Source organism: Candidatus Formimonas warabiya, assembly GCF_002777255.1.
Taxonomy (GTDB): domain Bacteria; phylum Bacillota; class Dehalobacteriia; order Dehalobacteriales; family Dehalobacteriaceae; genus Formimonas; species Formimonas warabiya.
The window spans coordinates 1,451,909-1,478,667 of record NZ_CP017634.1 but is presented as its reverse complement, the minus strand read 5'-3'; the positions used below and the strand labels follow the sequence as shown (position 1 = coordinate 1,478,667).

Annotated in this window: 29 protein-coding genes; 18 read left to right on the top strand and 11 right to left on the bottom strand. The window is 45.1% G+C overall.

Annotated features, from left to right (window positions below):
- Positions 1-195: 195 nt before the first annotated feature.
- On the top strand, positions 196-1,305 hold the full coding sequence (locus tag DCMF_RS07045) for a stalk domain-containing protein (protein WP_148133772.1): 1,110 nt from the start codon (positions 196-198) through the stop codon (positions 1,303-1,305).
- 884 nt (positions 1,306-2,189) lie between these two features.
- Here the strand turns inward: DCMF_RS07045 and DCMF_RS29110 are convergent.
- From DCMF_RS29110 to DCMF_RS07020, 5 genes are all read right to left on the bottom strand, one after another.
- A complete protein-coding gene (locus DCMF_RS29110) occupies positions 2,190-2,327 on the bottom strand; it encodes a hypothetical protein (protein ID WP_214659166.1) in 138 nt (45 codons plus the stop codon).
- Between the two features lie 161 nt (positions 2,328-2,488).
- On the bottom strand, positions 2,489-3,001 hold the full coding sequence (locus tag DCMF_RS07035; protein ID WP_148133770.1) for an ImmA/IrrE family metallo-endopeptidase: 513 nt from the start codon (positions 2,999-3,001) through the stop codon (positions 2,489-2,491).
- A gap of 20 nt (positions 3,002-3,021) precedes the next feature.
- A complete protein-coding gene (locus DCMF_RS07030) occupies positions 3,022-3,336 on the bottom strand; it encodes a hypothetical protein (RefSeq protein WP_148133769.1) in 315 nt (104 codons plus the stop codon).
- Positions 3,337-3,416: 80 nt separating this feature from the next.
- Positions 3,417-3,602, bottom strand: coding sequence for a hypothetical protein (locus DCMF_RS07025; RefSeq protein ID WP_148133768.1), 186 nt, complete (start codon positions 3,600-3,602; stop codon positions 3,417-3,419).
- A gap of 193 nt (positions 3,603-3,795) precedes the next feature.
- Positions 3,796-4,242 carry a hypothetical protein gene (locus DCMF_RS07020; protein WP_148133767.1) on the bottom strand — a complete coding sequence of 149 codons (447 nt, stop codon included), beginning with the start codon at positions 4,240-4,242 and terminating at the stop codon, positions 3,796-3,798.
- 648 nt (positions 4,243-4,890) lie between these two features.
- On the opposite strand from DCMF_RS07020, the gene DCMF_RS07015 reads away from it, so the two are divergent.
- Positions 4,891-5,469: a BglII/BstYI family type II restriction endonuclease gene (locus DCMF_RS07015; RefSeq protein WP_148133766.1), complete on the top strand. Its 579-nt coding sequence runs from the start codon at positions 4,891-4,893 to the stop codon at positions 5,467-5,469.
- A gap of 56 nt (positions 5,470-5,525) precedes the next feature.
- Here the strand turns inward: DCMF_RS07015 and DCMF_RS07010 are convergent, their stop codons facing one another.
- The gene (locus tag DCMF_RS07010; protein WP_148133765.1) at positions 5,526-5,954 is read right to left on the bottom strand and encodes a hypothetical protein; all 429 of its coding nucleotides are present in this window, start codon (positions 5,952-5,954) and stop codon (positions 5,526-5,528) included.
- A 344-nt stretch (positions 5,955-6,298) separates the two neighbouring features.
- Here DCMF_RS07010 and DCMF_RS07005 point away from each other — a divergent pair, with 344 nt between their 5' ends.
- The gene (locus DCMF_RS07005) at positions 6,299-6,484 is read left to right on the top strand and encodes an S-layer homology domain-containing protein (protein ID WP_214659165.1); all 186 of its coding nucleotides are present in this window, start codon (positions 6,299-6,301) and stop codon (positions 6,482-6,484) included.
- Between the two features lie 401 nt (positions 6,485-6,885).
- On the opposite strand, the gene DCMF_RS07000 is transcribed toward DCMF_RS07005, so the two are convergent.
- Positions 6,886-8,013 (bottom strand): GGDEF domain-containing protein, encoded by a 1,128-nt coding sequence (locus tag DCMF_RS07000; protein ID WP_148133763.1) that lies wholly within the window; start codon positions 8,011-8,013, stop codon positions 6,886-6,888.
- Between the two features lie 115 nt (positions 8,014-8,128).
- On the opposite strand from DCMF_RS07000, the gene DCMF_RS06995 reads away from it, so the two are divergent.
- Positions 8,129-8,458: a hypothetical protein gene (locus DCMF_RS06995; RefSeq protein ID WP_148133762.1), complete on the top strand. Its 330-nt coding sequence runs from the start codon at positions 8,129-8,131 to the stop codon at positions 8,456-8,458.
- 352 nt (positions 8,459-8,810) lie between these two features.
- Here DCMF_RS06995 and DCMF_RS06990 read toward each other — a convergent pair whose 3' ends face one another.
- Complete coding sequence (locus DCMF_RS06990; protein ID WP_148133761.1) at positions 8,811-9,134, bottom strand: hypothetical protein; 324 nt, start codon at positions 9,132-9,134, stop codon at positions 8,811-8,813.
- Positions 9,135-9,377: 243 nt separating this feature from the next.
- Here DCMF_RS06990 and DCMF_RS06985 point away from each other — a divergent pair, with 243 nt between their 5' ends.
- The 3 genes from DCMF_RS06985 (at position 9,378) to DCMF_RS06975 (ending at position 12,128) form a co-directional block, all read left to right on the top strand.
- Positions 9,378-10,457, top strand: coding sequence for a DNRLRE domain-containing protein (locus DCMF_RS06985; protein WP_148133760.1), 1,080 nt, complete (start codon positions 9,378-9,380; stop codon positions 10,455-10,457).
- Positions 10,458-10,806: 349 nt separating this feature from the next.
- A complete protein-coding gene (locus tag DCMF_RS06980) occupies positions 10,807-11,007 on the top strand; it encodes a hypothetical protein (protein WP_148133759.1) in 201 nt (66 codons plus the stop codon).
- A gap of 14 nt (positions 11,008-11,021) precedes the next feature.
- Positions 11,022-12,128 (top strand): FIST signal transduction protein, encoded by a 1,107-nt coding sequence (locus DCMF_RS06975; RefSeq protein ID WP_148133758.1) that lies wholly within the window; start codon positions 11,022-11,024, stop codon positions 12,126-12,128.
- A gap of 87 nt (positions 12,129-12,215) precedes the next feature.
- Here DCMF_RS06975 and DCMF_RS06970 read toward each other — a convergent pair whose 3' ends face one another.
- Positions 12,216-13,073: a methyl-accepting chemotaxis protein gene (locus DCMF_RS06970; protein ID WP_148133757.1), complete on the bottom strand. Its 858-nt coding sequence runs from the start codon at positions 13,071-13,073 to the stop codon at positions 12,216-12,218.
- 257 nt (positions 13,074-13,330) lie between these two features.
- On the opposite strand from DCMF_RS06970, the gene DCMF_RS06965 reads away from it, so the two are divergent.
- From DCMF_RS06965 to DCMF_RS06955, 3 genes are all read left to right on the top strand, one after another.
- Positions 13,331-14,824 carry a sensor domain-containing diguanylate cyclase/phosphohydrolase gene (locus tag DCMF_RS06965; RefSeq protein ID WP_148133756.1) on the top strand — a complete coding sequence of 498 codons (1,494 nt, stop codon included), beginning with the start codon at positions 13,331-13,333 and terminating at the stop codon, positions 14,822-14,824.
- Positions 14,825-15,030: 206 nt separating this feature from the next.
- The gene (locus tag DCMF_RS06960; protein ID WP_148133755.1) at positions 15,031-15,618 is read left to right on the top strand and encodes a hypothetical protein; all 588 of its coding nucleotides are present in this window, start codon (positions 15,031-15,033) and stop codon (positions 15,616-15,618) included.
- A gap of 189 nt (positions 15,619-15,807) precedes the next feature.
- A complete protein-coding gene (locus tag DCMF_RS06955; RefSeq protein ID WP_214659164.1) occupies positions 15,808-17,430 on the top strand; it encodes a methyl-accepting chemotaxis protein in 1,623 nt (540 codons plus the stop codon).
- Here the strand turns inward: DCMF_RS06955 and DCMF_RS06950 are convergent, their stop codons facing one another.
- On the bottom strand, positions 17,431-17,700 hold the full coding sequence (locus DCMF_RS06950) for a hypothetical protein (protein WP_148133754.1): 270 nt from the start codon (positions 17,698-17,700) through the stop codon (positions 17,431-17,433).
- A 104-nt stretch (positions 17,701-17,804) separates the two neighbouring features.
- On the opposite strand from DCMF_RS06950, the gene DCMF_RS06945 reads away from it, so the two are divergent.
- Entirely contained in the window at positions 17,805-18,062 is a 258-nt protein-coding gene (locus tag DCMF_RS06945) for a hypothetical protein (protein ID WP_148133753.1), read from the top strand.
- Between the two features lie 123 nt (positions 18,063-18,185).
- Here DCMF_RS06945 and DCMF_RS06940 read toward each other — a convergent pair whose 3' ends face one another.
- Positions 18,186-18,764 carry a LexA family protein gene (locus tag DCMF_RS06940; RefSeq protein ID WP_148133752.1) on the bottom strand — a complete coding sequence of 193 codons (579 nt, stop codon included), beginning with the start codon at positions 18,762-18,764 and terminating at the stop codon, positions 18,186-18,188.
- A gap of 160 nt (positions 18,765-18,924) precedes the next feature.
- Here DCMF_RS06940 and DCMF_RS06935 point away from each other — a divergent pair, with 160 nt between their 5' ends.
- From DCMF_RS06935 to trmFO, 7 genes are all read left to right on the top strand, one after another.
- On the top strand, positions 18,925-19,176 hold the full coding sequence (locus DCMF_RS06935; protein WP_148133751.1) for a helix-turn-helix transcriptional regulator: 252 nt from the start codon (positions 18,925-18,927) through the stop codon (positions 19,174-19,176).
- Positions 19,177-19,431, top strand: coding sequence for a Spo0E family sporulation regulatory protein-aspartic acid phosphatase (locus DCMF_RS06930; protein ID WP_148133750.1), 255 nt, complete (start codon positions 19,177-19,179; stop codon positions 19,429-19,431). It begins immediately after the preceding gene.
- Positions 19,432-19,547: 116 nt separating this feature from the next.
- Complete coding sequence (locus DCMF_RS06925) at positions 19,548-20,585, top strand: polysaccharide deacetylase family protein (protein ID WP_148133749.1); 1,038 nt, start codon at positions 19,548-19,550, stop codon at positions 20,583-20,585.
- Between the two features lie 275 nt (positions 20,586-20,860).
- Positions 20,861-21,958, top strand: coding sequence for a D-alanine--D-alanine ligase (ddlA, locus tag DCMF_RS06920; protein ID WP_148133748.1), 1,098 nt, complete (start codon positions 20,861-20,863; stop codon positions 21,956-21,958).
- Between the two features lie 92 nt (positions 21,959-22,050).
- Entirely contained in the window at positions 22,051-23,157 is a 1,107-nt protein-coding gene (dprA, locus tag DCMF_RS06915; RefSeq protein ID WP_148133747.1) for a DNA-processing protein DprA, read from the top strand.
- A gap of 85 nt (positions 23,158-23,242) precedes the next feature.
- Positions 23,243-25,297: a type I DNA topoisomerase gene (gene topA, locus DCMF_RS06910; protein WP_148133746.1), complete on the top strand. Its 2,055-nt coding sequence runs from the start codon at positions 23,243-23,245 to the stop codon at positions 25,295-25,297.
- A 55-nt stretch (positions 25,298-25,352) separates the two neighbouring features.
- Positions 25,353-26,663, top strand: a complete 1,311-nt coding sequence (gene trmFO / locus DCMF_RS06905) for a methylenetetrahydrofolate--tRNA-(uracil(54)-C(5))-methyltransferase (FADH(2)-oxidizing) TrmFO (protein ID WP_148133745.1) — start codon at positions 25,353-25,355, stop codon at positions 26,661-26,663.
- Positions 26,664-26,759: the final 96 nt, after the last annotated feature.

Here is a 26,759-nt window from a genome sequence, read left to right as displayed (position 1 = left end):
TGTAAAGACTAATAATGTGCATTTCTGGATTATTCTTATTATGCGTGTATTGTTTGTGTTTATAAATAGTCTGGAACAGGGAGACTCAGAAGGAACGCAAGAATGCTAAGTGAAGTCTGACCGAATAAATATGTTCCCCAAGTCAAAGATGCTCTCCCTAAGACTTTATTAAAAGTTTGAGAATGGAGGATTTTTATGAAGAGAAAGTTAATCAACTCAATTTCAATTATTATACTTTTATGTTTAGTTGCCATTCCTACGTATGCAAATCAAACTATTAAAATTATAGTAAATGGGAAAATAATTTCGTGTCAAAACCCGCCACAAATTGTTAACGGCAGAGTAATGGTACCAATCAGAACAGTTGGAGAAGCGCTTAATGTTGATGTTGATTGGCAGCCTGAATCTTGGTATAACGGTCCAGTTGGACCATGGCATGTATATATTAATAATGGATATAAACAAATCTCTATGTATCCGAATGAGACAGTTGTAACAATCAATGATAATGGGATAAGAAATAATATAATTATCGATACTCCAGTTAAGGTAATTAAAGGAAGTGTTTATGTACCTATTAGTATAATTTCAAAGATCCTCAATTGTAATGTATTATGGGAAAAAGAAACAAGTACGATTAAAATTAACTATAGCCATGATATTGCACAAGAAGTTCTTAATAATTGGTCAGATTCAGTAGTTTCAATACAAACTGAAAGTGGTCAAGGTACGGGGCTTATTTTTGCTGATTTGGCTGAGTTAGATGCAAGTTTGAAAAATCATTATCAGGTAGCAACGTGTGCCCATCTTTTAGCCGAAAAAAAAGATATTAGTGTAACATTTAGAAAGAAGTCTTTTAAATGCGACCTAATTTTTCTTTACGCAACTTCCGTAAATCCTTCAGGAGACCGGCTAGAAGGTCCATATAAGATATATGTAGATTATGCTTCGAATGCTAAATCTGATTATGACCTAACAAGACTTGTTCTACCGGCAGAAAACGAATCATTTACTCCACTGAGCTTAATAAACAAAGCAGATACATCTTTAGTAAAAACCGGAGACACAGTATATATTTTAGAAGCGTCAAATTCGGATAAAAAGATCGTAGAAGGTAATATCACTAGTATTCAGTCCATTGACGGAGATAACGGGCCTATTAAATTATTTGGCACAAATGCCCCGGTTGATGACTATGCTAGTGGGGCACCTGTTTTTGATAGCAAGGGGCAAATCCTTGGAGTTCTAAAGGGCCCCTCATCGGAAACAGGAGAATATCTGATAATACCTATGAGTTATTTATAAACGAGAAGCGGATAATCAACTAAGTTATTCAAAGTAACAGGTAATCAGTCAAAGCTACAATATAATGAAAACGGCCTTCATCGTGCATAAAATGCTGGCATAATCTTTAAAGGAACAGGGTTTATCCCAGAAATCACATATATGCATCGACGGAGAGGAGAAGTTGATCCACTAACTGGGAATAATGACTTCTTCTGGCCCCTTCCTAGTATCTACTTCGGAGATTATCTTGAGGTTTCTACTAATGATGATGAGGTGGAAGCGCCGCTTTCGTGGCGCGAGTACGAATTTCAAGTAAAAAATCCAGAAGGGCAGAAATCTAAATGGGTACTCTTTACCTACCCATTCGATTATAAGTTGTTAAAGTCTATCCAGTGCGAATCTTTACAGCTTGGAATGGAGTTACTAGGGATGTCTACTGGCCCGATGGTGGACTATCAACAGGTCCCGGTGGTGGGTCGTCGACTGGTCCGGGAGGAGGTTTATCAACCGGCCCGAGAGGCGGACTTTCTACAGGGCCAACCCCTTATATGAGTAATGTCCCTCCATGGTCTGTTTTTGTCGAAGAGTTAGAAAAACGTGGAATGCACAATTATGCCGAAATAATAAAAAAGCACCATTAATAAGAATTAAACCTATATACAGCATACAGCGGACAAGCCCAGAGCATGTGCTCTGGGCTTGTAGAAAACAACATCTGAACTTCGCTTAATGTTTAGAATGCACCGATTTTCAAGAACGGCTAACATCTTATTAACCATATAAACAAAGTGAGTTGTGCTTTCTAATTATAAGTAATTTCACCATACTAGCCTTTGAACCCTAAGTTTGGATGATGTTCCATAAACATAGAGACCCACTTCCTTAGCCAGAAGCTGGTCTTGTTATTTAAACTTAAACATCACCAGTTCTTTCGGTACCCCGAAGTATTGGCCGATTTGATCATTAGTCATGCCCACCAGCAAATTCTGGTCAACATCCGGTTTTAGTAGCTCTGCCACAGACTCTTTAGCAATTTTCATGGATTCCTTTGGGGAAGAGGGTGTACTTCCGGATCATTGAACTGCGGTTAACGTTGAGTTGTCAATAATTGCATATCTCATCATTTACACCCTCGCTTATTATTTAATATTATAGAAAAAATTGATACTAATTTTTGTAATAAGTTAGGAATAAATTATTATCAAAACATGTTATATTTTGTCGAATTGGTTGCAAAATATAAAGACCCGCCTCTTTTATAGATGCAGGCCTTTTTTCTATTAAACTTAAACATCACCAGTTCCTTAGGTACCCCGAAGTACTGGCCGATTTGATCATATGTCATGCCTACCAGCAAATTTTGATCAACATCCGGAATTAGCAGCTCGGCCACGAACTCATTGGCCTCATTTTCGTGGATGCCTTTGGGGAAAAGGGTGTACTTCCGGATCATATCAATTTTTCGGTTGGAATGGAGGATGGCGTGGCCCAACTCGTGGGTGAGCACTATTCTTTGCTCAAATTCGGACAGATTGCTATTGATCACAATATATTTATTCCGGCGGATATGGATAAAAAATCCCTTGGTATTAGGTTTTAGCGGCATATAAGTAATATTGATCCCGAGAGCATGCGCAATCTTGACCGGCTTGACCGGATCCCTGGTGCCGTATTTTTTGACTAAATTATTTATGCGGCTACGAATGTTAATCATCACGGAACCTTCCTTGATTTCTACTTAATCCGTTTAATAATAAATTCCTCATGAGTACTGACTTTCTCTTCAATTCGGTTAAGCTGTTCGGTATGTTGTTGCTGGACGTCAAAAAGGACATTTATTTTTCCCATAACTTCATGCTCTACTTTGACTTCCAGTTTCCCTACTCTGTCATTAATATCTCCAACAGTTTGTTTTAATTCTGTCATGTCTTGAGTCAAATGGGCCATATGATTTAAAACCAATTCTTGAAATCTGTCATTTTGCTCAAATTTTTTTTCAAAGACATCTAGTTTCTTTAAAACCAATTCTTGAAATTTCTCGTTATCCATTGTGGTTTTCCCTCCTTTTTCCGGCCTGATTCTTTCTATTCTCTCTTAACCAAATCAGCCTTAGGGTGTAAAAAACATCTCTAATTAGTTTTATTTTTGTCGGGATTTTCATCCTCCGGCAGTTTTGGCTCATTCAGTAATGTGGGGTCGGTGGGATAAACAGTTTTCCACTCCCGTTCTGCCTTTGGAAAAAGTCTTGCCTTCATTTCCAGAAGGAAATAAAGGACCATTCCAACAACTATCAGTAATGCAATAGCTCTAATCACTTTACGGCCTCTTTTCTAGTTTAAGACTTGTCGGCCCCTTTATCAAAAGGGCAGGTCTTTTAGGTTTCATGATCAATAGGGTGGATAACCCATCCTCAGCAATAGTGTAAGCTTTTAGCAAAGCCAAGTCAATCTTATCACCAGACAAATTTTTCATATTATACCAGATTCAGCAGGAAATTAGGTGCATGGCTTAAGCCTTACTTTCTTCCCGGATTCTTTTAACCAGTTCCTTTTTTAAATCGAGGAAAATATCTTCATTTACCGGAACAATCCCTCCAAGAATCCTACACATATTAATTCCGTACTTTTTTCTGAGGGTATCTAATGAGATCCCTTTAGTTCTATCGGTCATTTGCCCTTCAATAATGATAGCCACGGAGTAAGGAAAAGTTTGCCCATTTGCTACCCTTGGTGATGACGAATAATCGGGCTTACCGATGGGGTGACCATATCCGTAAAGTGTACCGGAACCTTTTAGGCTCCCCGGATCCCCTTGTTTTGTTTCATATAGGAGAAATCCTTGACAGCTGGAGAAGGCTTCCGCTTGAGCGTATGCCCGCCTGCTAAAATGAAGACCATCTTCACCGGGATATAGGTCGTTAGTTTTATAATGCTTTTTGATAAAATAGCCGGCCATAAAAAACACCTTCTTTCTAATAGTTAGTTTAAGATAACAAATAATGAATCGTCAACTTGACCCAGCCTCAAAATTATCCGCTAGAGGGAAAAAAATTATTGAACGCAAGGCCTTAGTTGGGTTGCCGTGTTTTGTACGATAGTGCAAAAAAATAGTGATTTTGTCCTAAGGGAAACGGCTTCCTGTTTGATGTGGCTCTAGCCGCTCCGATCCTGGTACAAGAGCTCTTCCCTTCGGGGTGGGGCTTTTTATCTATGTGTGTCCTCTTTTTCCTCCCAAGCATATTATGTATTAACAAATCGAAAGGAGGGCCTACATATGGGTATGCGTGGAGGAAATGGGTGCTTTGATTGCATAATAGACATAATTATTGTTTTAATCGTACTGGAGTTCTTGTGCTGCTGTGTATTTAATAATAAACATTCTTGTTAACTTTAAACCCTGTCTCTTCGGAGGCAGGGCCTTTTATTTCGGACGGAATTTGCAGATCTTATCTAATCAAAGTCCGGCTTTCTTCGAGATGCGGGCCGTAGGATAGACAAATTTTTTGCATGATGCCGGGTTAAGCAGGAAAACGGGGATGGGTGTAAAAATGTTATAAATAATATCCTTGTTTCAGGGTGTTGTGTAGATGAGAGGTGACAATCAATGAAATACAAACAGCTCTTTTATAATTGCTCACCGGAATATATCAATTCTATTTCCCCTGATCTTTCTAATGAAGTGATCGGTACTATTTTAGAGTTACCAAAGCGGACAAGACAATCTGAAATAAACCGTGATCTATTTTGGCTTTTGGGGTCACGGGATTGGAATTATCATAGCGTCCCTTCCGGCATAACTGAAACCTGTCCCCCGGAACTAGGTCTTTCTCTCTACAAAGATCAAATCGTCAACGGGAACAAGGGGGAACTATGTGCAACCTCAACAACTGTGGGAGCAGATTGGCATTCAGACTTCGCCAAGGATTTTAGCGGAAACTTAGTTCAAATTGAAATCCAGTTCGGTAAAGTAGATCTGATGTTTAAAGATTTTTGCGGGTTTAGGCTGGCATATTATGAACGGAGGTTGTCTCTCGGTATCGAGATCGTCATGAGCAATCCCGGTAAATACTTTGCGCACCGGAAAAATGCCATATCCAGAATGGCTTATTTTGATATTGCCCGGAAAACATTAACGGCTATTGGGCTGAATTGCCCGATTTGGCTGATTGGCATAGAGGAATAGGTGAAAGGGTTCCCACGGTTATGCCGTCGGAACCCTTATTGGTACCTGTTCAGGTGTTACTTTAAGGAAAGTATTTTAGATAAGGGGCAAGTGCTGTTTGCATTCTTGGTTACTGCGTTGGCATTTGCCGTGCTGTTCCCAATCTTGGTCACCGTATTTTTGCTTGCTTTAGGGCAAGTACTGGTATTGGTATCGGCAGCTGCCTTAGTTGCCCCGTTTGGTAAAAGACAGGTCAAAGGATTTTGACACAGGTTCTTCAGAGTACATGAATTCAAGTCAGTACATGACTTTTCAGCGCAAGCGGTATTACCGGCGCAAGAGCCTGAGCCTAACGAATTCTGTAATTGGTCTACAGGAATTTGTTGGGAACCAGCGTTTTTCAGGGGGCATGTGGTTCCGCTAGCGGCGAATGCCATGCCTGAAGAGAGCAGGGCAAATACCATAGTTAGGCACACAAGCAGGCCTAGACGAGTTACTTTTTTCATAAAACATTCCTCCATTCTTTTCCTCTTGTGTTATTTTTTCTGCTTTTTTATGGGCAGAAAATGTATGGTTATTATACTACTATAGATACAACGAGAATGATGCAAGTAAGTATTACCTGAGCTCTCATTATTCACCATTATCATGCGATTTTCCCCGAGAATGGCCTAAATAATGAATATTCCGGTAAACATTGCTTGGGCTTTTACCGGATCTTTAATGAAGAAATGGGAGATATAGACAAAGAAAAAAATAAGAAAAAATTCCGGGACTTTCTTTCCGGCAGGTCAATCTAGGATAGATGAATTTTTCATTTGATATTAACTTTAGGAAGCTTATCTCCATTATGAAAACTTACAGGCTGTTAGATTTAATACCTGAGGACAATCAGACGGGAAAATTTCAAGATGTGGATCCGAAAAGATGGTATGCCTCTGCCGTGGAAAAAGCTGCTGGCTTGGGAGTGGTCAGCGGTACCTCGGAGGCTGCCTTCGAGCCGGAAAACCGGTTACTCGGGCAGAGGTGGCCGTAGTTTCCCTTCGCCTTTACGGAAGACTGAAGTCTTAAGGGTGAGATAAGCCCTCTCGCTTCGGCGGCAGGGCTTTTTTCTTTAGGGCGTGTCCAGCTTCCTTGTACATGCATATGATGTAACAGGAGACAAAAGGGAAGGAGGCTGAAATTGGGGCTTCTTAACAGGAAGGGCGATGTTTTTGATGATATCGTCGATCTGATTATTATTTTAATTGTTCTTGAATTCCTTGGCGAATGTATATTTGACTCATAAAATATTCCCTGCGTCAATATAAAATATCAGCCCTGCTCTACTGGAGCAGGGCTTTTTATCACAAATGGAACAGAAAGAGAGATACCATTGTTGGTGGTATCACGTGGTAAATTGGAAGCGGGCCAAATGATGAATGGTCCGCCTCCTGCTTAACATCTGGTGTTTTTATTGTGATACATAAGCGTATCGATATGCCTGAAAAAGTCGTCTGTTTTCATTTTTGTTTTATCATCATATACGTCATATCCGATGCCGAAGCTCAATTTATAAGGCTTTTGGCTATCTTTATTGAAACGCTCCAGACAGGCTTTAATTCTTTCAATGGTTTGTTCAAGCATGTAACGGGTACTGATGTCAATAATGATCAGGAATTCGTCTCCCCCGTACCGGGCAATGAAATCACTATTGCGCACACATTCTTTTAATATTCTCACAGTATCCTGTAATGCCTCATCTCCTACATCATGACCCCATGTGTCATTGATTTGTTTGAATTTATCTAAATCGATGAGAATAGCGGAAAATGTTTTTCCCTCTCTGCTGTTCCGGATTTTTCCTTTGATATACCTGTCCAAATACCTGCGGTTATAGACACCTGTAAGATAATCTGTATTTAACCCGCGATCCTGAATATAAAAATAAAGTACCACGAGGGATAGGGCCATACCCGACCAGATAAAAGAAACCCCATAATAGCAGATTTGAGCAGTAGCGCCCAGCATGATAGGGATAATAAATAAAACTAATGAATAATACTCGCTTTTCCGGATGAGATGCCGGTTTGCAAAAATGAAAGACAGAGGATACATCAGAAGTGCAAAACAGAATAAAACATAAAACAAAAAATAACTTCCTCTATGGTAGATATTTTGATCATCCACACTGAAAAACCAACCTGTATAAAGGCTAATGAGGGATACAGCCGCAATAATAAGAAAAAGGGGAAATAAAAACCGTTTTAATTTGTCTATTTGGCTCTCATCATTGAAGACCTGAAAATTGGCATACAAAATCCATATGATAGGGGCGATGGGGAGCGTGATATATAACAGCAGGTTAAACCCTGTATTTAACAGCGTATAGAGAGATCCTGGCAATCCGTTGAAAATCCAGGCTAAAATGTCAAGGATCAATAAAGCCATGTTGGCTTGAACTAATGCCATAAACAGCCTGTAATTGGTGAATCCTTTTTCCAGGCGATTATAAGCATTCAGGTAGATTAAGATTAAAACGATAAGGGCTAGGATACTGGAATCCAATGTTTTAAGCGTTACCATAAATTCTCCCGGCGAATTTTTTTTCAATTTAAATATACTTTTTTTTCTGCCCTAAATCAACCTATCAGGCTATAAGCCCTGAAAGGGATATCCGGGTGATTCAAAATGCAAGAAGTTGAAGAAGTCAATTCTTGCCGGCGGTTATCCGGACCCAATACGATGGGATGAACGCACCGAGATAAAACCGGGAGAGGAGAAGAAGCCCAAGCCGGATATTCTTGCCGGGCTTGGGCCGGTTTTAGACACTGGTTTTTACTACTTGCCTAAAAGCTTCATAATCCAGGACTTTTTACTTGAGGAACTCATCCTCGGATGTGAGCCGGTTTCCGAGTCGTCGTCATCAGGCATAAAATCCTGGTTCGGCGGCAGAAAGCTCAGGGGGTGCGGTTGGGGAGTTTTGTTAATATCAGGGATCTTTTTATCCATGGCGGTACAACTCCTTTAACAATTGGTTAAGGATATTATACCCAATGATTTGCCCATTTATCGCCATAGAGAAAAGAGTGCAGACAAAAATTCCTCTGGAACATAAAAAAGCACAGTTTACGTCCGGAATAGGAAAAAGCCGTTGTAAAAACGGCTTCTACCAAAGATAAGGATTATAACAAAGTAAAGTAGTGAGGTTTGTGAATGACTTAACCAGTTGTTTTACGCATTTTTATTTTAGCACGTTGAACAGACGCCAAACAATACCTCTGGAGTATGAAGTAAAAAAAGTAAACCTTTAAAACAAGATTCTAAACATTTGTTCCGGAGGTTATTCTGCCATTCCATCATCCGGGCCAAAAATGGGGGAGCTAGTCTTCAAGTTCGTGCTTGTCTTGAATAGCTTCCCACTCTTCTATTTCAGAATGATCATTCCAGTGCACGTAAATATAAGGGGAATTTAATATCGTTTGCCCGGAAGAACGCAGCCACATTTGACTTACCCTTTTGAAAACCGGGTGATAATGTCCGTTACGGAGCCGTACGATGCCAATCCAATAGTTATGATAACCTTCTTCCATAAATGTGCTGTAGATCAGGAAACCTTGACCCCATTCAATCGGTTTGCCGGTCGTGTATTCGGAAATAGAAGGAAATTCTCTCAGGATTGAATGAGGATGTTTTGGTTGGTCCATGAAGATTGCTCCTTTTATTTAATGCAATTTGGCTTGTACCATTATATCTTATGAAAAATCAGGGCATTTTGTGCCAAAGGAGGCAGTAATGTGGTAAAAATTTGTGCCAGGTGACGATTGCCTGCCCAAGAAAGCCTCTTCACGCACCTAAAGCCAGTAACACTCTGTCCCCCCAATACATATGATACAAAGGGCTTATTTTGAATCGCGACAAAAAAATTGAAGGAAGGAATGGATAAATAAATGCCAACCGTCACATTGGGAATACCTGATACGACCTTTGTATCGTCTGCACTAGCGGACACTGATTTTTCATTTTCGCCCCTGATTTACACCGGTACCGAACCAACTTTTCAAGAATGCATCAGCCTCCTGCAAGTTGTTTTGCCTTCATTACCCGTAACTGCGGTTGAGAGCGCTCTGCTCCAACTGGCTGTTATTGTAAAAAACGGTGCGGCGCCAAGCCCGGTTGTTGTCAATAGAGTAACATCTCCATTTAGCACAGATACTGTTACATATCATACACGTCCTTCTTATACGGCGACACCGTCTCAGATTAATGTCACGACATCAGATCTATTCACGGTTGTAGAAATTGATGTCACAACACTTGTAAATAGTTGGTTAGACGGGACTTTCCCTAACTATGGCATTGCCTTAACCAATTCAGACGGCACTACGGCGGTAGAATTCGGTACGGATAATATCGTTTACGAGGACTATTTTCCTAAGCTAGTCTTAACTTATTCCAGCACCCCGGTGGAAGCAGATACGGCCATATGCTTCAGCTATGCTCAGTTAGCACATATTATTGAGCAGCTGGTTCAATTGTACCCCACAAGTACCATGGCAGTTTATACAAAAGGGTTTAGCCCTTCCGCGGTAACCGGAAGGCCCTATCAGCTTTATTCATCACCAGAAGGAACTTATGGAATGATTTTTCTTTTAAATGACGCCGGACAGCAATATGGGATTCCTCTTGACGCAATCACGGCAATTTATGCAGGGGATGGTACCGTATACAACCCATCCATCACCTATCTTACCCCGCCGGCCTTTCCGCCCGGGTGCGATAAAAATCTGCTAACGGCTTTGCACGACTATTTGCCGGTTTCAACAGATGTACAATTATATATGGGATCAATCATTTCGGCCTCTGGAACAATTTATAAAAATGAGATAGGGGTTGTGGTGCTCTCCGACTCTAATGGCAATACGCCCATTTTTATCCCGGTAACGAATATAGAGGTCATCATTCCGTTGGATCAAAGTACCTTACAAAGGGCTGCCCATCCCCTGATTACCATTACAAATAAAGCCTAAGGACATCAGGAAATTGGAAATTCAGGGACGGTTCTTGAATTTCCTGCCCATGTTTGTAACTAAAAGAAAAGTATGTTCTTTCTGGGTTGTTTAGTCTGGCGCTTAAGCAATACCAAAAAAAGATCATACTTTTTTTATGCGTTTTTATCTTAGAAAACGATTTTTCATCCTATTATGGTAAAGATTTCGTTCTTGAATTGAATGCAATTCAATTCAAGAACCGTCCCTGAATTTCCTCTCCCTGAATTTCCTAATTTCCTTGTCGAATTTTAGAGGAATTTTTAAATTTGTGTTAAATATTGTCATATTATCGTAAAAGTATCAAAGCGCCGATAAAGGAGGGATGAATATGGCAGGAAAAATTAGACATCTCATCAACAGCTATGTTTCCCAAATGTCCAAGGGAAATGCTGTTTTAGAAAGGCTTGTTGCGTCCAAGCTTTGTCTACAGGGAATTATTCCTCAAAAATATGATGAAAATTCTCCGGATGATCCTGCGGTGATTGAAAAAATCACCTCTTTGGCGAAGCAAGCCAATATTACACTTTAGAAGGAGGTCTCGTAATGAAAAATATATCTACAGCTTATTCTACCCAAAAAGACATTTCTGCTGCAGTAAATGAGATCAAATCTCAGATTGAAATAGAGCGCCCCAAGGCGGTTATCTTTTTTGCTTCCTCTTGCTTCCCGGAACAGATATCAAGGGCCATGCAGGATGCCTTCCAGGAATCGGTGGTCTTTGGGTGCTCTACAGCCGGAGAGCTTGTCAACGATCAAATGCTGAAAGGTTCCGTTGTGGCAATGGCATTTAGCCCAGCCGTCTTTGAAGATATCCATGTGGAGATTCTCAGCCGGATCGATCAGGAAGACCCTGTGGATCAGGCCATGAATAATTTTGAAAGGCATTTTAAAATCCCCGTGCTGGAAATGGATATTGCCAAGTATTTTGGTTTTGTGCTGTTTGACGGCTTATCCAATGCAGAGGAAAGAATCATGGCATCCATCGGATCAAAATCCAATATCGTTTTCGTGGGCGGTTCGGCAGGGGATGATGTGCAATTTAAACGCACCTGGGTGTATGCCCAGGGACAAGCCTATCACAACGCGGCTATTCTGGCCTTGGTCAAGTCCGGGGTGGAATTCTCCATTATCAAGACCCAAAGTTTCCAGGTGACCGATCAGCTTTTAACCGCGACCAAGGTGAATGAGTCGGCCCGTGAGGTGATAGAGTTCAACGGCAGACCTGCTGCTCAGGAATATGCAAGGGTGCTGGGGGTGGACGCCGGTTCCCTGGCGGATAAATTTATGAGTAATCCCCTGGGCCTGGTGATAGATGAGGAACCCTTTGTACGAAGCCCGCAGCAAATTATTGATGACCGGATCCGGTTTTATTGCCAGATACTGGAGGGGATGGAGCTGGCGGTATTGGCGGGAACATCGATTGGGGCTGATACCCGAAAATCAATCCATGAATTAAAAACCTCTCTGGGTACAATTTCCGGGCTGATCAATTTCCATTGTATTCTAAGGACACTGGAACTGGAAGCGAAAAAACAGCAGTCCGAGTACGGCGCCATTTTTAAAGATATTCCCACGGTGGGACTGAGCACCTATGGGGAGGCGTATTTAGGCCATATTAATCAGACCTCCACCATCATTGCCTTTAAATAAATCATGCATCCGCTGGGAAGCAAGATGATGCAGGCACCGGGGGAGGGTGGCAAACAAAGGGCTGCCTTGCCGCCCTCCCCCTGATTTCTATGAAAGAGCTGCGAGATTTTTCCCCAGCTGGGATAAATAGCCTCCCATTTGCTCGATTTCCTGAACGCTGGAGGATACTTCCTGGGTTGCCGAGGCCTGTTGCTGGGTTAACGCCCCGACCTGTGATACCCCTTCGGTAATTACACTCATGGAATTTTCGATGTTCATCAGGATGGGGACAATCTTCTCCACTGAGGAGCCGCTGTTTTCCGCCAGGTTGCGAATTTCCTCGGCGACTAGGGCAAAACCCCGTCCTTGATCCCCGGCGTGGGCCGCTTCAATGGCCGCATTTAATCCAAGCAATTTGGTCTTCTTGGAGATGTTTTTAATAAAGTCCAGGATCTCACTCGTTTCCCCCAGATGAAGCCGGGCATCGCGGGCGGAAGTCATTAATTCGTCCGTACTTTGGGCCATGGCCATGGCTGAAGCCGTAACCTCCTGGACCATTATACACATTTGTTTAATGATGCTTTCCAATTTGGCGGCGGTTTCCGCCAGGTTTTCGGCTTCGATATGCAGGCGATGAATCATGTCTTCCCGCGAGTCCACCAAGGTCATCATCATATTGGCGGCGTGGGAATCTACTAAGCTTGTTTCTGCAGCCTTATGATCGAGGATGGATTGCCGGACCTTTTCGTTTCCTGTGGCCTCAATAATCACATCAATGTTCGGGAGTTTCAGCAGCTGGGCAATATCGTTAAAAATAGGTATGCTAAAGCTCTGCGCCAGGCTGATTCCCGGAGCGCTGGTGTTGACATCGCAAATCCCAATCACTTTAAAACTCTCAATTTTGAGAAATGACTGCAGTATCGATGCTCCTCCTTTTCCCGCCCCTATGATTCCAATATTTTGCATGGTTATCACCACTCCATTGTGTTAAATTTCCCGCAGATCATGAGCAATAGTTCGACAGGAGGGAATAAACTCCTCCATAATTTAACAAATATTTCATTGCCGCCCGGGGCAGCCCGTCGGAAGGTGTCCAAACAGGCAGGCGCAAGGCGGCCGGGGTCAAAAAGCGTCTTTAAAGACAGGGGAATTCTGTATTTAGTCGAAATTATAAGCTGAGTCACAAAGAACGACTACTTATCCGGAGGGTTAAAGATTATATTATGAAGCTTAAATTTAAGCGCAAGCAGATCAAGAAATATCCTTTTCACAAAAAGATTCAGTATTTAACAAAGAGAATTAAAGAATTGGAGTTAAACGCGGCCCGGTCCTGGGAAATCCTCAATTCCATCCAGGAAGTGGTCTTCGAAATAGACAGGGAAGGGAAGCTGTTATTCTCTAATGAGTCCGCCTGGGACTTTTTTGGCTATGAAAAGGGAACCTTAAAAGAGAATTTTAGTGTTCTGGAAGCCGTGATCCCGGAACAGCGGCAAGCAGTCCAGGAAAGTATTTACGCGCTCATGACGGGAAAAACACCGGGCCTGAGAGAAATTGTCCTGCAAAAGAAAGACGGCACCAGGCTCTCCACATTGATCCATTCCATTCCCATCTTTAAGGACGGGAAGTGCGCCATGCTTCGAGGGGTGATCATGGATATCAGCGAGCGGAAAAAATATGACCGGCAGCTTGAATTCATCAGTACCCACGACTCCCTTACCGGTTTGAAAAACCGTATGTATTTTGAAAAAATTATGGAGCAGTTTCACCTGGCGGGCACCAAAAATATCGGCTTAATTATGTGTGATGTGGACGGGCTAAAATTGGTGAATGATTCTCTCGGTCACGCCAAGGGTGACTTTTTATTAAAGGCCGCTGCCGAAGTGATTCAGAAGTGTTTTAGGGATACGGATATCGTCGCCCGCATCGGCGGAGACGAATTTGCCGTCTTACTTTCCGGGTGCACCGAAAAAATGATGTTAAAATCCAATCAAAGACTGGCAGATGGCATCAAGCTGTATAATGCGTCCCAACCGGAAGTGCCTTTGAATATTTCCATCGGCTATGCCTTTACCTGTGAAGAGACCCGGCTGGAAGACCTTTACCAGCATGCGGACAATAATATGTACCGGGAAAAACTTCATCAAAGAGAAAGTGTCCGAAGCCATATTGTGAAAACCTTATTAAAAACCCTGGAATTAAGGGATATTGTTACCGAGCAGCATGGGATCAGACTGGGCGGCCTGGTCCTGGATTTTGCGGAAATTGCAGGCATCCCCAAGAAAAAATACAGTGACTTGCAATTGTTTGCCCAGTTTCATGACGTCGGTAAAGTGGCGATTCCGGATCATATTTTAAAGAAAAAAAGTCAGCTTAACGCCCAAGAAAGAGAAAAAATGAAATCCCATTGCGAGATTGGCTATCGCATCGCCTTGTCCTCTCCCGATCTGGCCCCGATCGCCGATTGGATCTTAAAACACCACGAGTGGTGGGACGGAAACGGATACCCCTGCGGGCTGAGAGGAGAAGAGATCCCCATTGAGTGCCGAATCCTGGCCATTGCAGATACCTTTGATGTCATGACCAATGACCGGCCTTACAAAAAGGCCCTTTCCTTCCGCGATTCATTGAGGGAACTGAAAAAATGTGCCGGGACCCAATTCGACCCGGAACTGGTGCCCATTTTTATTCACATGATGTTGGAGAAAGGAAAAAGCTGAACCATTGATTCCTGACAGAAAAGCGATTTTGCAGCCACCGTCCCCAGAGGTGGTTTTTTATTTTGTATGAAAAAGGGAGAAAAATGGAACTTATTTGCCATAGAAATAAATATCAATAAAGGAATAATTTGTTATTCGACACAATTTTTACGTTTCCGACAAGACACTTGGCTATAATGTAATTAGGTCCAGTAGGAGGTTTTTTTATGGAAAATCCTATCATCTATAAGATTGCCGGTTTTGTTTCCATCTTTGCCTTGATGTGGGTAGCCTTTTTTGATTCCTTTCAGATGGCGAGAAATGTCGGAATCTCTCTTATTAGCGGCATCGGTTTGGTTTTTTATGGGGCAATTTTGTATTTTTTCCGCATTTATTTACACAGAGAATTAAATTATGATCGCGTGGATAAACCGATCACCCTCTCCATCTGGCTGCCCTTCGCCATCTTTTTACTGACACATGTTGTTTATGGTTCCCTGGTTTTATTGGCTAAAGGAGCGGTTTTGATTTTCATTGCCTTGAGGCTCTACAGTCTGAAGGGGAATTTTCTGCATAAGCCCATCGCCATTTGTTTGGGATTAATGGCACTTCAAAGCACGGTATTGAGTATTTTTCTTTATTATCCTTTGGTGCTGAACGCTTTATCTTTACCTTCAAAAATACCCCTCTTAATCCGGTATGACGAATTTGTGAAGGGATTGGCATTAACCAATGATACCATCTTCAGCGCCTTTTATTTCCTGATGAGCTTATTGTTTTTACGCTTAGGCCGAAAAAATGATCCGGAACAGTAAGGAATGGAGAAAATGGCAATAAATGTTGCCGGATCAAAATAATTGTTTTTTTGCAAGAAACCCCATTCATATGTAAATTGAGGCAGGAAATTTGGAAAATTTGGAGAAATAAAAAAATTACAGGATGGTGTTGCCCCTTAGGATTATCAAGTTTGGGGAGAAAAATATCAGATAGAAGGAGGTTTTTTAGTGAAGTATCTTTTGATGCAGAACCGATGGGTCATTTTGTTATCATCAGTTTTGATTTTAATTGGGATGATATTTAGAAATTCGAGTTTTGCATTTCCGGTTTTGATGATCGGTGTTATTATCCTCATTGTACTGGCATTTTCTCAAACCCATTCTTTCTCAAAAAATTTAGAATTCGCCATCGAATATTTAAAAAGGGGATCCTTAGGGGATTATCTGGTTCTTGACAAAGCAGTGAAGCTGGGCAGCGATTTGGTTCAAGAACTGGCCGCCATGAAAAAGAACAATCATACCGACCGGGCCGCCGTGCTGAAAATACAAAAAAGAGCGGTGGAGCAAAATAAGGAATTTATCGGCCTGTCCGTGCTTTGGGAGCCCAATGCTTTTGACGGCAGGGATGCGGATTATACCAAGGTAGATTATTATGATAAAGGGCGGTTTACCCCCTATTACTATTGGGCCAAGGATCAGGTAGATTTGATGGCATTAACGAATATTGAAGATGAGCCTTGGTACCGGGAGCCCAAAAAAACCGGCCAGATTACCATCACGGACCCTTATTATTTTGAGCTGGACGGACAGAAAGTATTGATGACCACGGTGGCTCTGCCCATCATCATCAAGAGGAAATTTGTCGGTATGGTGGGCATGGATATCGAGTTAAAAGATATCAAAGAAATCCAAAAGAGCATTGTGCTGCATCAAAGCAAATATAAAGAGACGGAGGCAAAATTGATTGAGCAGGCCTTGATCAACCGGCGCGATGCCTTCGGCATCTTGGGACAAGCGATTAAAGCCACCAATACCAATCAAAATGAGATCTTAAATCGTCTCTTTCAAACCGCCCATCAAGTGACATCCGCCTCGCAACAGATGTCGGCCAGCACCCAGCAGATTTCCCTCGGCATACAGGAAGAAGCCAAGCATGTCCAGCAGGTGGCTCAGTCCATGGAAAAAATCACAAGCGATGCTACTGCTGTGGTAGATTCCGCCGCAGTGGCGCTGGAAATGGCCGCGAAGGCTTCCGATACCACCCACAAAGGAAAAGCCACAGTCGGCTTTGTCGACGAAGGGATGCAGACCATTAACGCCAATATGCAGAAGCTGGGCAAGAACTCCAGCCAAATCGGAGAGATTCTTGCGGTGATCAATGACATTTCGGACCAGACCAATCTTTTGGCTCTCAATGCGGCCATTGAAGCGGCAAGGGCAGGGGAGCACGGCAGAGGGTTTGCCGTGGTGGCGGAAGAGGTGCGCAAGCTGGCGGAACGGTCCGGCAAGGCGACCAAAGAGATTGCCGACTTGATCAAGGTGATCCAGGATGATATTGCCAAAGCGGTAGAAGCATCCGAAAAAGGAAGTAAAATGACCGTGGATGCCCAGGCGGCTTTTGAGCAGATCTATACCATGGTTCAGGAAAATAATCAAATGGTGCAAAAAATGAGCCTGGCTGCCCGCAATGCGGCAGGAAGCGTCCAGGATGTGGCCCAATCCATCGAGAATATTTCCGCTGTAACGGAAGAGTCGGCCGCCAGCATTGAACAGATTGCCGCTTCCGCCGACGAAACCGCCCATATGGCGGAAAATCTGCAGAATATGGCGGTGAAATTTAAGGTTCTCTAATCACTTATTGAGCATTCTGATGATCCAGGACTTTTTACTGAAAGGTCCGGGCAGGGGATGCAGCTCCGGCTGAAGGAGGGAAAAATCATCCTGATGCTGCTTCAGCCAGGTGAGATCAACGGCATGATCATAGTTAAAGTTTAAGTTCCGGGCCATTCGTGCGCGGAAATAGGTATCCGTTAGGGGTCCGTAGGCATTTGTAATTTCCTGGTCCAGCATGTCCACTGCGTAAATTTCTCCGGTTATCTGATGCTTCCAGTATTGAATCATTTTATTTTTCCTCCTAAGCAGGATCACAGGCTTGTGCTGAATACCATTAGGGTATGTAAATCACATTTAAACGATCCATATGAAACAGCAAAGAAGGTGATAAAATGACTTCGACCTGTCCCAGATGCGGACGCCATGATTTTGAGGTGGTGGTAAATGAACCAAAGAATTTGGCGGCAAAACTTTTGTTTGTCCAGTGCAGCTTTTGCGGTGCAGTGATCGGGGTAACGGACAACAATAATATGGGACTAAAAGTCGCCGTGATGGAAAAGGAAATCAGGAGACTGGGCGATCAGATCGGCATCCTGAATACCAACTTTTCCAATTTAGTCCGGCAAATGAGCAATTTATTGCGAAAATAGGGTGTATACAGCGCAGATCGATGGCTGGTCCATGAAGCAAAAGGCATAGCAAAGAACATTAGATTTGGCCTTGTCGTTTTCCCATAAGGCCAAATATTTTTTTGCGGTTCCGGGCCAGGAAATTTATAACTTAAAGCGCACCTCGATGACTTTGCCGATAATTTCAACGTCCTGGAGATTGATGAAGGTGGGTTGATAATGGGGATGATCCATGTGCAGGATGTAATGGTCGGGGCTTTTATACACTCTTTTTAAAGCTGCTTTCTCATTTTTTACGGAAACAAGGGCAATATCGCCGTTTTCCACCTGGTCCTGCTTTTTGACCAGGGCGATATCTCCTTTCATGATCCGGGCGCCGATCATATTGTCGTCCGGGACCAGGTAGTAAAAAAGCTCATCAGGTTGGTAGGCAGAAGCAGGATCCTGGAAGATGTGCAGGTGATCCGATGGGATGTAATCTTCATCGAAGGTAATCAGCGGGATAAAGCCCTGGATTTTTCTCACCTTGCTGTTCCCGAGCAAATAATCAGTGGAGACAGAAAAATAATGGGCAATATTAAGCAAGGTCCCATAATCGGGCATGCGGTCTCCTGTCTCATATTGGGTAATGGTGGAACGGCCCAGGTTTAATTCTTTGGCCAGTGCGTACTGGGAAATACCTTTTTCCTTGCGCAATTCCCTTAAATATGGACCAATCATCATATCTACCTCCAGGAAAATAATATCACAAAATGTGACATTTGGAAAGCCGAGTCACGCAAACGAACGGAACATGGAAAAAACAGTTGACACTGTCTCCATTTGTGACGTATGATAAATTCTGTAGGAATTTCCAGAAAAATGTTTCGGTAGAGGAGGTAATATGTTGAGAAAACGGCTTGTGGAATTGAGAAAGCAAAAAGGAAAAGAGCTTGGGATCAGGCTTACTCAAGAAAAGGTAGCAGCCCAACTGAACATCTCCCGCAGTTTTTATAACATGATCGAAACAGGTGATCGAAATCCTCCCTTGCTCCTGGCCAAAAAAATTGCCGACTTTTTTGAAGTGGGGGTGGAAGAAATCTTTTTTCATGATGAGGGCTCTCTTTCCAAAGAGAAGAGAAACCGGAAGCGATAAATGAACCGCACACAAAAAAAGGGAAAGGATTTGATAAAGATTTTTAATGAAGGTAAAAAAGATTTTCCCGATGACCTGGAAGTGCAAAGAAAGATTTTAGAAATGGTTGTGGAAAAGGAAAAATCACACTTACAGAGCCGGCAGGTACTTAAAATGAGCGAATGTATGGACAAGCTGATCGTCCGTTTTTATAAAAGGAAAAAAGGCAGTTTAAAGGAGGAAAATAAAGAGATAGATCACCTGGATCACAAGTAAAAATTTTGTTTAAAAATGGACCAAAAGATCGAACCTGAGGGCTGTCCTTTACGTCTATATTTACAAAGGTGAAATTGTTCATCAAAAGCATTGGCAGGCTGTCAGGAGGATGTACCGTGAGGAAAATTAACCAATGCATTAAAGAGACTCATATTCGCTTCTTAAGGATGGCCATTTGGTTTGAATTTATGCTTACCGTCCTGTTAATTACGCTCTTGTTTCCCGGCAGCCAATACCTTTATGCCAACCCGGATGCTTATCCGGTCAATGTGACGGCAGAAAGCCCCAGCCCGCCTGTTCCGGAAAAGAATCCGGCCTCCCCTGAGGCCGGTCCGGAGGGAGGGGAGGAAAAGCCGTCGGTAGACACAGAAAAGCCGGCGGCGGAAACAGAGAAACCGGTGCCGGAGACGGGGAAACCGGCCCCTCCGCCGCCCAAGCAGGAAGAGGAAACACCTGCATCAGACCCAAAGGACCAGGCCGAAGCCTCCAAGCCTATCTTCCGGGGCAGTACCCAGGCGGGAAAACTGGTCGCCCTTACCTTTGATGACGGCCCCTATGCGGGTTGGACCGCCGAGTATCTGAAAACTTTAGAAGCGTATCAGGTCCCGGCTACTTTCTTTCTCGTGGGCACGAGAGTGGAAAAATATCCCGGGATTGCCCAAAAAATTGCCGAGCAAGGCTTTGAAGTAGGCAGCCATTCTTATCGCCACGCCAAGCTGACCCTGGAGAAGCTGGAGATCATTCAAGAGGATTTTCGCAAGACCGCCCTGGCTTTTAGCAATATTCAGGTGGAGATCAAGCTTTTCCGGCCCCCCTATGGGGCGTACAATGATCTGGTGACCGGAACGGCAGACCGCTACCACCAGAAAAGCGTAGGATGGAACGTGGACCCCCGGGACTGGGATACCCACGACCCTCAAAAAATCGTCAACCGGGTATTATCCCATGTGAGCGACGGGTCTATTATCCTGCTCCATGAGGGCAGGAAAAGCACCTTGGAGGCCCTGCCCCAGATCATCCGGGGCCTCCAGGAAAAGGGATACCGGCTGGTGACCGTATCCCAGCTCATCGAGGCCGGTGAAACCGGGGAGGAAACCAGTCCCCAGTCTCCCGTAGATTCCGAACAAACTAATTTTGGCCAGGACAATACATAGACAATAGACATGAGACCATAGCCAGTCCCAGTTCCCAGTTTTTGCCCCATACCCGGATCCCGAAAACTGTTTAGGAAAATATTCCTCCTGGGGGAGGATTTTCTTTTTGGGTACAGAATATCCATAAACATTGTTGTCATAAACGAAACCCCGATCTTTCCCGGAAACCGGTACCGCATCCCGGATCCCGAAGATGTCACGTATAAATGTCGAAAAAAATACATATAAATGTAAAATAGATCAGATCTGATTGGAATCAATGAGGAGGTTTTCAAATGGAGAACAGAATAAAGGTGGGTATCCTCTTTGGGGGAAAATCTGCGGAACATGAGGTGTCGATCCAATCCGCCAAAAATGTCTATGATGCCATTGATAAGAATAAATATCAGGTGACGATGATCGGGATCAGCAAAAGGGGACAATGGTTTTTGGACCATTATTTTGAAAAGGGGTGTGTGCCGGCACCGGTGGAAAATGCCGACGGGGGGGAGAATCTGGCCCTCGTCCTGGGAACGGGGGAAAATCAGCTCCTAGAGGTTGCCGGAAAAAATTTGATCGGCGCCCTGGATGTTGTTTTTCCGGTTCTACACGGGCCTTTCGGGGAGGATGGTACGGTGCAGGGCCTGCTGAAGCAGGCGAATATCCCTTTTGTGGGAGCGGATGTATTAGGTTCGGCGGTAGGAATGGATAAAGATGTCATGAAAAGGCTGCTCAGAGACAGCGACCTGCCCATTGCCCCTTATGTGCTCCTCCATAAATATGCCGATGCGGAGATGCCCAACCCCACCTACCAGGAAATCGCCGCTTATTTATGCGTGCCTTTCTTTGTGAAACCGGCTAATTTAGGTTCTTCCGTGGGCATCAGCAAGGTGCAAGATGAAGGGGAATTTGACCAGGCTGTGGCAGAGGCTTTTCAATACGATCACAAGCTGATTGTGGAAAAGAACATTGTGGGGCGGGAAATGGAAATTTCCATCTTAGGCAATGAAAACCCCATGGCTTCCCTGCCCGGAGAAATCATCAGCCAGCACAGTTTTTATTCCTATGAAGCCAAGTACCTGGATGAGCACGGCGCCATCCTGAAAATTCCCGCTTCCTTACCCGACCATCTGGTGGCCAAGATCCAGCAGACGGCCCTCAAGACATTCAAGGCCCTGTGCTGTGAAGGCATGGCCCGGGTGGACTTTTTCTTAACCGAGAAAGACGAGATCATTATTAATGAAATCAATACCATCCCCGGTTTTACCAAAATCAGCATGTATCCCAAATTATGGGATGCCAGCGGCATTTCTTACACCGAATTGATTGACAGATTAATCCAGCTGGCCCTGGCCAGGTTTAACCGGGATCGCCAATTAAAAACATCACGTTAAAGAGCAGGGTTTTTCTTTCCCTGTTTTTTTTTGTTGCGCTTTTTTAAAAATATGGCATAATAAGGAATAAAGTCAAAAAGGGTTGATGATCCATGGATCCTCGAGAACTGAAATATCTTCTGGCTCTGTACAGCCTGCCCGGAATGGGCCAGCGCCATTTAAAATTATTGATTGACTATTTTCAAAGTTCCGAGTATGCTTGGCAGCAGAGTGATCTTTGGGAGCGCGTGCCAGGATGGACCGGCCATGACCGGCGGGCTTTCACCGGAGAAGGCTTGGGGAAAGGGGATGTGGAACGGGTTTATGAAAATTTCCTCAAATCCGGCGCCCAGGCCCTTACTTTGCAGGATGATGCCTATCCCTTATTATTAAGGAATATTTACGACCCTCCCTATGTATTATTTTACCGGGGTACCTTGCCCGGGGAGGGGGACCTGTGCGTGGCCCTGGTCGGTTCCCGCAAGGCAACGGCATACGGCCGCTTCATGGCGGAAACAATGGCCCAGGGTCTGGGGGAAAAAAATGTTTGGGTAGTCAGCGGCATGGCCAGAGGGATCGACACCTGGGGTCACCAGGGCTGCCTGAAAGCGGGAGGAAAAACCCTGGCCGTTCTCGGTTCAGGCGTGGATGTGGTTTACCCCCGGGAAAACAGAGGCCTTTATGAGCAGATTATCGCCTCCGGCGCCGTACTGTCGGAGCTCCCTCTGGGAACGCCGCCTCTGGCCCAGCATTTTCCGGCCCGAAACCGGATCATCAGCGGTTTGAGCCGGGGGGTGATTGTGGTGGAAGCAGCGGAAAAAAGCGGCTCCTTAATCACGGTAGATTTTGCTTTAGAACAGGGAAGAGACGTCTTTGCCGTTCCCGGACCGGTGACCAGTGCTTTAAGCAAAGGGACCCATCACCTGATCCGGCAGGGGGCAAAATTGGTGGAAAAAGCGGCGGATGTTTTGGAAGAATATATGGATGACGCTGCCCCGGCATCGGCAAGGGAGCTGAACCTGTTTTCTTTTTCCCAGACGGAAAGGAGCATTTTAGAACTGCTGCAGTGCGGCACGGTGCATTTTGACGTTTTAGCGGAACAGTCGGGCCTGAGCGCCTCCGAATTGGCTGCCCTCTTAACGTTATGGGAAATCAAAGGTTTAATTCGGCAAATACCTGGTAAATATTATAGTATAGGAAGTGTTCTATCGGAAAATTGAGAGGCTTTCAGACCATTTTGTGCCTGGTGCACAGGAAAAGGACGGAAGCCGGTGTAGTAAATCTGACCCTGTATGAGGTGAGTGAATGTCAAAGACACTAGTGATTGTAGAATCGCCGACCAAGGCAAAAAGTATTGGAAAATTTTTAGGACGCAATTTTTCCGTCAAATCGTCTATGGGACATATCAGAGATCTTCCCAAAAGCCAGTTAGGCGTAGACGTTGAACAGGATTTTCAACCGAAGTACATCACGATTCGGGGGAAGGGGGAAACCCTCAAGGAACTGAAGGAAAGTGCCAAGAAAGCCGACAAAGTGCTGCTGGCCGCAGACCCGGACCGGGAAGGAGAAGCCATTGCCTGGCATTTAAGCACGTATTTGGAGTTGAAGGACTCGGAAAACTGCCGCATTGAGTTTAACGAAATTACCAAACCGGCCATTCAAGCGGCGGTGAAAAAGCCCCGCCCCATTGACATGGACCGGGTGAACGCCCAGCAGGCAAGGCGGGTTCTGGACCGGCTGGTGGGATATAAATTAAGCCCTCTGCTCTGGAAAAAGGTGAAAAAAGGGCTCAGTGCGGGACGGGTGCAGTCGGTGGCCGTGCGCCTGATTTGCGACCGGGAGACGGAGATCGAGCAATTTGTTCCCGAGGAGTATTGGAGCCTGACCGGTGATTTTGATACCGGGACCCAGGCCTTAACGGCGAAACTATTCAAAATCGGTACTGAAAAAGCGTCCATCCCCGATCAGGAAGCCATGGACCGGATTCTGGCCGGGCTCAAAGGATTGGATTATCTGGTGGACAGTATTTCCAAAAAGGATAAAAAGCGCAATCCCTCGCCGCCTTTTACCACCAGCAGCCTGCAGCAGGAGGCGTACCGGAAGCTGGGTTTTACGGCCCGAAAAACCATGCAGCTGGCCCAGCAGTTATATGAAGGCCTGGACGTGGGGGAAGAAGGCGCGGTGGGTTTGATTACCTATATCCGTACCGACTCCACCCGCCTCTCGGAGACGGCCCAGCAGGATGCCCGGGACTTAATCAAAAACAAGTACGGGGACCGGTTTGTGCCGGAAACCATCCGGCAGTATGAGGCGAAAGGGAAAATTCAAAATGCCCACGAGGCCATCCGGCCCACCTCTGTTTACCGTACCCCGGAGCTGGTAAAAGCATTTTTGAAACCGCCCCAATATAAGCTGTATAAGCTGATCTGGGAAAGATTCGTGGCCAGCCAGATGAGCGGGGCCCTGCTGGAAGTTACCACCGTGGATATTCATGCGGGAGAGTATGTGTTCCGTGCTTCCGGCACCGTGATCCAATTTCCCGGCTTCATGCAGGTATATATAGAAGGAAAAGACGACGATACCAAAGAGGATGACGATATTATTCCCCAGGTTACGGAAGGCCAGACCCTTCAGCTGGAGAAACTGACGCCCAAACAGCATTTCACTCAGCCTCTGCCCAGGTATTCGGAAGCGACTTTGGTGAAAACCCTGGAGGAAAAAGGAATCGGCCGCCCCAGCACCTATGCTCCCATCATCGATACCATTTTGGCCCGGGGCTATGTGGTGCGGCAGGAAAAACAATTTACCCCCACGGAATTGGGGAAAATAGTGGTGGATTTATTAAAAGAGTATTTCCCCAAAATCATTGACGTGGAATTTACCGCGGGGATGGAGCAGGAACTGGATCTGGTGGAGGAAGGGAGCATTGCCTGGAAGCAGGTGATCGGCGAGTTCTATCACCCCTTCCAGAAAACCTTGGAGTATGCCGAGGAACAAATTGGGCATATTGAAATCGAAGATGAGGAATCGGATGAGGTCTGTGAAAAGTGCGGCCGGAAAATGGTCTACAAAATGGGGAGATTCGGTAAGTTTCTAGCCTGTCCCGGTTTTCCCGAATGCCGCAACGCCAAGCCCATCCTGAAAGAGATCGGCGTGAAATGTCCGGAGTGCGGCGGGGAAATTATCGAGCGCAAAGGCAAAAAAGGACGCACTTTTTTCGGATGCAGCAATTATCCCGCCTGTCAATATGTATCCTGGGACAAACCAACCGGTGAAGTTTGTCCCCAGTGCGGCACATTAATGGTGGAAAAAGCGGGCAGAAACAAAGAGAAGACGGTTGTTTGTCCGAAGTGTAAATAAAAGAAAAAGACGGGAACCGGTACCCGGGTCCCGATATTTTTAAAGGAGTAAACATATGCCTGAGATCACCATCATCGGCGCCGGGCTGGCGGGAGCGGAAGCCGCCTGGCAGGCGGCAAAATTAGGGTGCCTGGTGCACCTGTTTGAAATGCGCCCCCAAAAACAAACGCCTGCCCATCATTCCGGGGATTTTGCCGAATTAGTGTGCAGCAATTCCTTACGGGCGGATGCCCTGGAGAATGCGGTGGGCCTGCTCAAAGAAGAAATGCGCCGGATGGGTTCCTTAATTATGAACTGTGCCGACGGGCACCGGGTACCTGCCGGAGGCGCCCTGGCCGTTGACCGGGAAGGCTTTGCCAAATCAGTGACGGCAAGACTGGAGCACCACCCCCAGGTCCGGGTGCACCGGGAAGAAGTGGGGGAGATTCCCCGGGAGGGGATTGTGATTGTCGCCAGCGGGCCCCTGACTGCCGGAGATCTGGCCGCATCCATCGCCGGTCTGCTCGGCACGGATTACCTATATTTTCATGATGCGGTAGCGCCTATCGTTACCGCAGACTCCATTGATCCCAAGATCGTGTTTCGTGCTTCCCGCTACGGAAAAGGAGAGGATGATTATCTCAATTGTCCCATGACGGAGGAAGAATACCAGCTTTTTTATGATGCTTTAACGGCAGCGGAAGTACACGAGCAAAAAGAATTTGAGCGGGAAATCTATTTTGAAGGCTGCATGCCGGTGGAAGCCATGGCGAAAAGAGGGAGGCAGACTCTGGCTTTCGGACCCATGAAGCCGGTGGGGCTGACGGACCCCCGTACCGGTGTCCAGCCGTACGCGGTGGTCCAGTTGCGCCAGGATAATGCCGCGGCAACCTTATATAATATGGTAGGTTTTCAAACCCATCTCACCTGGGACGAACAACGTCGGGTATTTCGTTTGATCCCCGGTTTGGAGCAGGCGGAATTTGTGCGCTACGGGGTGATGCACAGGAATACCTTTATCAATTCACCTGCCGTCCTGGAGCCTACTTTGCAGGTGAAGAAAAAACCCCGGGTATTCTTCGCCGGACAGATTACCGGGGTGGAAGGCTATATTGAATCCGCCTCCAACGGTTTGGTGGCGGGGATCAATGCCGCCCGGCTTGCTTTGGGCAAAGAACCGGTGGTTTTTCCCGGGGAAACCGCCCTGGGCAGTTTGTGCCGTTACATTGCCACGGCCGAGGCGAAGCACTTTCAACCGATGAATATTACCTTTGGTTTGATGCCGCCCCTGGAGAAACGGATCCGGGACAAAAAGGAGAAGAACCGGCGGGTGGCGGAAAGAGCACTGGCAAAACTGGACCAGTTTTGCGCAGACGCACTTCGTTAGAGGACGCACACGCGTTGCCCGCTGGCGGGCAAGGAACGTTTTTTATTACAGATCTTTTCCGGTACCCGGAAACCGAATATTTTTCAGGTGATAAAT